Genomic DNA, 6937 nt, shown 5'->3' on the forward strand with positions numbered 1-6937 from the left:
GTTTAGTATTTTCTTGTTTAGGTTGTTCTTGAGGTTTAGTAGTTTCTTTATTTTCTGTTGTAGTATTTGTGCTCTTTGGATATTTATAATCTTCACATGGAATGCCGTCTTTATCATTATCTAAACGATGTGGATCATTCCCAACACCATATCCATTTTGATCCCAGAATGCTTGAGCATCTTGTTGACTTTTAAAATGTCCACAGTTTTTTGTATCATTAGGACTCTTAGCTGCAAATGCAGAAGAACTGTACCCCACTGTTAATAGTGTTACCGCTGTTGCTGAAGCTAATAATTTTTTCATAATTTTCTCCATCTCCCTAAATGGTATGTATTTACATTGAAATATTTTACATTTAAAAATTAAAAATACAATAATAATTTGTAGATAAATGTAAGATTTCTAGATAATAATAGCAAATTATTAATTCGTATATTGTTATATTATGTCGAAAGAAAATAAAAAAAGATAACCTAAGGTACCTTCCTCTGACGTGAACCAGCTTAATATTAATAATATGTATTAGGACTCCTATCCGAATATTTTTTAACATGTAAAGATAAAAGGTTACATTAATTCTAGGATGATAACACCAGCTGAACGGAATGGAATAAGCCAGTCGGCCTTCTTCAAACAGGTCAAAAATGGTATGAATTCATATGAAACAGCAAAGAAGGGAAAAGTGTACGCAGTGCATTTGAAATTAGTGAGAAAGAAAGGCAGTAAGAACGTTACTTTTTACTCAAGGGTTAAAAGAGGGATGAAGATGCTACCTACTAGGAATAAAGCTCCAAGCAAAATTAAAGAATCAACTAAAACCAAGAACCGGTTTATCTGAGGCTTTCGAAATTTCTTCAGTATGCTAAAAACTGCACTCATTCCGAAACAAATATATTACAAAATCATTATTGTCTCTAATATATTGATAATTTAATTATATACTGAAAAATATGTACATATAAATTTTTAAAAAGTCCTTATTTGAATAAAAAATGGTCCTTACATTACGTAAGAACCCCATAATCGAAGAAAAAAGTCGTATGTGAAACCACGTGGGAATCACAATAATATTTTAACACCTAAATATATAGTTGTCTATACATGATTGGACAAAATAGTTATTAAAACGAAGAAGCTCTAGATTTAGGGATCTAGAGCTTCTTGTGTTGGTATAACTCACACGGTTTATGAAAAGAAAAGAACTTACTGAAGATAACACATGAATGTTTCATAAATGTATCAAAAATGTGAACAAAATAGCTATTTTATGTAGTTGAGTAGGTAAGATGAGGAAAACGTCCATAACGGTTGCTTTTTTCCTAGTTATATAGAAATGACACATTAAACGTATTTAATGTGTCATCTAGGTATAAAGATAATTGATAATTATACAATGATATGGAAGGGTCTTTTCTAACGTGTTAGTTACCTCAAAGTATATGTATCTTTTGGCGCCTGGGCGAGGGTGCTTTTTTTTTTGCACATTATGATAAGGACAAGCATATAATGTAATAGGACGAGTTCTTCGTGTCCTATTCAATGCTCAGAATAAACCCCAATTCACATTGAGAGCGCCAATAGCGAGGGTGCTCTCTTTATATTGAAAATAAAAAGTAAATATATATAATATGATTAATGGATTTTCATTTTAATCTGAGGGGTACAAATTCGATGCGACGTAAAAAGGATTTGTTGAAACAATGGAAGGTAGATTTGCAGGCTGTTCAAGAAGAAAAGAGGATGAAGAAAAAGACTAAGAATAAGAAATATAGCATCCCTGGTAATACAGCTGGATTCATGAATGGGAAGAATACTTATCGTAAAGAGAATGGGGTATGGAAGCAAAGAAATAAATGATGTTAGGGTAAATATTTTTGATTAAGTGTATAGGAATTATCGTGGGCGTTGCCATAATTGGGATGGCATCTTGTTTGTTGTTAAGGAAAGATAGGGCGTGAGATAGACTTGCAAATTGAAATATTATTAGTTTGAAACATGGACTAATAAACAAACTATTTCTACCTTTTAATCATAGAATATGATGAATTCTATTTTAGAGGAGGGAATCATATCTATGGGATGGGATAATAATTTTGGACATTCTCGAGATTGTAATAGATTTTGGGATGATTTAGTATTTTGCGGTTGCGGCCGTAGACGAAGAAGAAACGATTTTAACGACTGTCATTGTAGACGTGACTGCGATTGTGATGAGTGTCGTCGTAGACGTAATCATGACCACGATCGTGAGCATGATCATGGTGACCATCGAGATTGGTAAAGTCTTTTGAAAGAGTGCATATTTTAATAGCACTCTTTTTTATTATTTTTTTTAATTACTACTTATTAACTAGAAGGATGCAGTTTCAATTTTATTTAACATTTTACAAAACAAACGAACACAAAGAACGAAAATAAATTTCAACTGTCTAAAAGTTGATGCTTTTAGATGATGTGGGGAAATGCTGTGAAAAATTATTAAAATCTTACCTTATATTTATCTAAGAGTTAGTCTGAAATAGAGTATATAAAACAATGATAAATTTTAAATAGTATTAGGGGATGACTGATGAAATTAGTGTGATATGTACGAGCTAGTATAAGAGAGCAAGATTTAGAATTGCAATTTAACACGGTAGAAACTTATGGTTCTACAAAAAAATTCACTGGAAAGTAGAATGGAGCGAAAAATCTTAAGGAAATATAAAGTTGTTGAAATTTTTATGTGAATTCATTAATATGTAATTGTATTTATTGTTTATTTGATTCTGTTTATTCTCACACTTTATGAGTTGTGGTTGAGCTGTAGAAGCAAGCTGCGTCTTGTTTTAATTCTGAAAGGGCTTCTTTGAGCCGATTAGTGTATATATAGCTTATTTTGCTATATACATTTTTAATCGACTTGAAGAAGTCCTTTTTGTGTTGTTTCCAAATCTGTTTGATTGGAGAACCCATTATCACATTGGGAAAAAAATTTATTTAGGGGACTTAATTATGATTATCTGTTATGAAGTATCATTATTTTATTCTGCACATCCAGATGGTCCTATTCAAAGTTTACGTGCATTACAAGCACTTAATCCGATAAAAGAGGGTGTATTCTCTTTAACAGGTGTCAGCGTATCGTAATGAATAATTTACAGAACCATATTGAAGTATGTAGTCAGAGGGAATGACAGAAATCCGTAGTGAAGAATTACTATGAATTTCTATCTTTTATTTTATCAGGAGCAATAAAGACACGTATGGAACGTAAGATTGACAAAGAATTCAAGAGATTTACACAAATGTTGGTTTATTTTTATGAAAAATAGGTGGAAAATTTGATGGAATGTCTTATCGAGCGAAAGTGTCTGTGTACTTTGTGATACAACAATTAAGTTAGATAAGAAGAGAAGCAAAAAGTATTAGCCTACAAATCACGAGATGTTTGCTAGAGCATTTGAAGCATACGTAGAATCGGATTTGCAAAATCAAGAACATAGAAATGATTATTTAGTTTGTAATGCGTATCCTTTTGTATATCCATTAGGTGATTATACGTAATATCCTAATGTAATTATAAAAAGTTTAATGGAAGTAATAGTCCCATATATAATAAACAGTATATAAGGAGTGGGGAAAAATGGATTATAACATTCAAAAAGGACAGTTTCGTTTAACAAGTGCTTATCCGAGAGGTAGCTGGTGGGAGTTTTACCGTATACCTTGTCCAGTTTGTTATGATACAGGTAATTGTATGCTGCACGTTTCGCAAGATAAGGTAGCATGTACACGTGTAGAAAGTAAATGGATTTATGGAAAAAACACGGGCAATCCAAGCTACATTCATTACATAAAAGGAAAAGATAAATATCAATTGCCTGAGGTGGATGAAATTCAGATTCATGATAAGAAAAGTAATGAGGAATTAAATGTGTTTAATCGTAAATTAATGGAGTTCATACCATTACAAGAGCATCATCATGCACATTTATTAAAAGATAGAAAAATGAGCGAAGAACAAATACAAATACGTCAATATCGTTCTTTCTTAAAACAACAAATTGTGTTAGAGGAGGATAATACGTATACGACTGTTTGGGAGCAGCTATTTAAACAGATGGGGAATAAAAATTGCTGGCAGGGAATCCCGGGTTTCTATGAGATGAAGAAAGGTCAACGTTCTCTTCGTTTGATGTCAGGATCTCCTGGTATATTGATTCCTTTTCGGAATCAGTACAATCAAATTGTTGGATGGCAGGTTCGTGTGGATGAAGTGAAAAACTCCGTTCATGTGAAATCTGCACCTACTGGAGTTCAAGCAGAATTAATCGAACAGCCTAATGTTGTGAAGATAATTAAAAATGGTGATTGTATCTTTGAAGGCGAACTAGAAGTGAGCAAAAAGGTAGAGATTCCATTTCAAGAGGGACAAATTGTTGTAAAGATTCATAAAGGGCAAAAATATCTGTGGGTCTCATCAGCAAACAAAAATCAAGGAACTGGTGCAGGCGGTAGTGAAAATCCACTTCCTGTACATGTAGCTGTACCAAGTTCTCATTTGAAACATTGGAATTCTGGTACCTTACATCAAACCAACTCAGTAATGATTACAGAGGGAGCTATGAAAGCAGATCTGGTTGCTGATTTGCTTCCAGAGAGATTTAATAAAGAGGAGCTTTCTGAAATAGGAACAACGGTTCTTGCGATTCCTGGTGTAAATGCTTGGCGAATTACTATGCCTGTATTAAAGGATATGGGTGTAGAAAATGTCTATTTAGCGTTTGACGCTGATTTAGTAGAGAATCAAAAAGTAAGAAAAGCTCTTATAGACTTCGCGACAAAGTTAAAGACAGAGGGCTATAACGTAATTATTGCTGCATGGAACCCAGCACAAGGTAAGGGGCTGGATGATGCAATGCAAGCGGGATTTAAACCTGTATTTCAGAGATTGTGAAATTCATAAAGTAGGTTGGTATTTTCATAAATAGGTAGATTGAAAAAGGTAGAGTTTGTAATTCTATCTTTTTCTTATATCCAATTACCATAGAGGATTTAAATTAACTAAAAGAAAGGTAGAAGAGAATATGAATACATCTATGAAAAAAAGTCTAGTAAATTTACGAGTTGATTTTGCTTTCAAGCGCTTGTTTGGAGTAGAAGGAAACGAGGATATACTCATTGGTTTTCTTAATGCGGTATTACAATCCTCTTTAGATGAGGAAATTATTTCTTTGCATTTAGATGATCCACATCTTCCAAGGGAACAAAAGGATGATAAATTGTCTATTTTAGATTTGCGAGCTACCCTTAATAGTGGTATAAAATTAAATATAGAGATACAGGTTCGCGACAAAAAAGACATGATCGAGCGATCTTTGTTCTACTGGGCTGGCATGTATTATTCTCAAATGACTCAGGGGATGAAGTATACAGAATTAAGACCAACTATTTGTATTAATATAGTGGATTTCATTCTGTTTCCAGGAGAAGAGGACTTTCATAATGTCGGTGTAGTCATGAACAAAAAATCGGTGCACATAATTTCAGAGAATATGCAATTGCACTTTCTTGAGATTCCAAAGGTTATTCGAGAATGGCAAGAAGATCGAATGGATCCATGGAAGGATATATTAGCACGTTGGCTATTATTATTTCCTGCATATGAAGATGAGAAATTAACTACAATCCTGGAGGGAATCGCGATGGAAAAAGATCCAGTTTTGAAAAAGGCAATAGAGGATTGGGAGCGTTTAAGTAGTGATAAAGACTTTTTACGCTTATATGAGGCGAGAGAGAAGGCAATAAAAGATAGAATATCAGAAATAGAGACGGCAGAAGAAAAAGCAGCAAAAGAAACCAAAATACAACTAATTCAAAACTTGATTAAAGTAGGTGTACCTATAGAAAAGGTTGCAGAGGCTGCTGAAATAAGTATGGAAGAAGTCCATAAAATTTTAAAGAATGAATAGTAGATAAAAGCTATAAAAACTATAAAAACAGGTAATTCCATAAATATATGAAATTACCTGTTTTTTTGTTTTCTTTACGGGTAATTAACAAATACATTTTTGGTTGTGTTGTTGGCTTAAAATAAAGGTCGATAAAATATGCTGAGAAGATTCATTTTATCATATACCCAACTTTTTTTGTTATTAGGGTTTGAGAATTGATAAAGTGTTTTAATTCGTAAAATTACCTTACATGGATTTTTAGGTGTTTTTTAAATTACAATAATAAGTTTAAAAAATAAATATATGTAAGATTCATAATGGATATCTATGTATTTTACTTTGTTTTTTTGATTTCTTCCCTTGTAGAAGTACATTGGAGATAGGGAGTTTCCTGATAAAAACAATATCATATTATATAGAAAGATATAATTTTAAAAAATTTCTAATTTAAGAAAAAAATAGAATTTTGCATAATTTTGTCTTGAAAAAAAGATTTAATAGTGAGAAAATTACCAATATAAAAAAGGAGGCAAAGTTATGACTGATTATAAAAAAAATATTGAAGAATTCAAAAAGAATGGTTATTTGTTAATTAAAAATGTATTTTCTGCTGAGGAAATTAAAGAACTAAAAAGAGAGATTTCAGCGTGTGCTGGTAAGGATTTGAATCATGAAGGTATTGGAGCAGCAGCAGCAATTATTGATCGTCCTATTGATTTGGAAGATTTTCCAGTAGGCGTAGCACAAGGTCTACACAAAATTGAAGCGGGTGCTCCAGTAGGCGTAGCACAAGGTCTACACAAAATTGAAGCGGGTGCTCCAGTAGGTGTAGCACAAGGTCTACACAAAATTGAAGCGGGTGCTCCAGTAGGCGTAGCACAAGGTCTACACAAAATTGAAGCGGGTGCTCCAGTAGGCGTAGCACAAGGTCTACACAAAATTGAAGCGGGTGCTCCAGTAGGCGTAGCACAAGGTTTACATAAAATTGAAGCGGGTGCTC

Annotated in this window: 6 protein-coding genes and 2 pseudogenes; 7 read left to right on the forward strand and 1 reads right to left on the reverse strand. The window is 32.9% G+C overall.

What is annotated here, in order from left to right; genetic code table 11:
- The coding region (locus D1166_RS30640; protein ID WP_133300466.1) for an excalibur calcium-binding domain-containing protein at positions 1–304 on the reverse strand (304 nt) is incomplete at its 3' end.
- Positions 305–1672: 1368 nt separating this feature from the next.
- Here D1166_RS30640 and D1166_RS30650 point away from each other — a divergent pair.
- The 7 genes and pseudogenes from D1166_RS30650 to D1166_RS30675 all read left to right on the forward strand — a co-directional run.
- A complete protein-coding gene (locus D1166_RS30650) occupies positions 1673–1858 on the forward strand; it encodes a hypothetical protein (protein WP_001253140.1) in 186 nt (61 codons plus the stop codon).
- 217 nt (positions 1859–2075) lie between these two features.
- Complete coding sequence (locus D1166_RS30655) at positions 2076–2282, forward strand: hypothetical protein (RefSeq protein ID WP_074625675.1); 207 nt, start codon at positions 2076–2078, stop codon at positions 2280–2282.
- Between the two features lie 713 nt (positions 2283–2995).
- Positions 2996–3130 carry a hypothetical protein gene (locus tag D1166_RS32065; protein WP_000582546.1) on the forward strand — a complete coding sequence of 45 codons (135 nt, stop codon included), beginning with the start codon at positions 2996–2998 and terminating at the stop codon, positions 3128–3130.
- Between the two features lie 92 nt (positions 3131–3222).
- Positions 3223–3613 (forward strand): annotated as a pseudogene (locus tag D1166_RS32460) (LPD1 domain-containing protein); the annotation flags it as partial.
- 13 nt (positions 3614–3626) lie between these two features.
- Complete coding sequence (locus tag D1166_RS30665; RefSeq protein WP_097861759.1) at positions 3627–4940, forward strand: DUF3854 domain-containing protein; 1314 nt, start codon at positions 3627–3629, stop codon at positions 4938–4940.
- 130 nt (positions 4941–5070) lie between these two features.
- On the forward strand, positions 5071–5955 hold the full coding sequence (locus D1166_RS30670) for an Rpn family recombination-promoting nuclease/putative transposase (RefSeq protein ID WP_118043545.1): 885 nt from the start codon (positions 5071–5073) through the stop codon (positions 5953–5955).
- Positions 5956–6474: 519 nt separating this feature from the next.
- Positions 6475–6937: pseudogene (locus D1166_RS30675) on the forward strand (phytanoyl-CoA dioxygenase family protein); the annotation flags it as partial.

The organism is Bacillus sp. ISO11, from assembly GCF_003458115.1.
GTDB lineage: Bacteria > Bacillota > Bacilli > Bacillales > Bacillaceae_G > Bacillus_A > Bacillus_A cereus.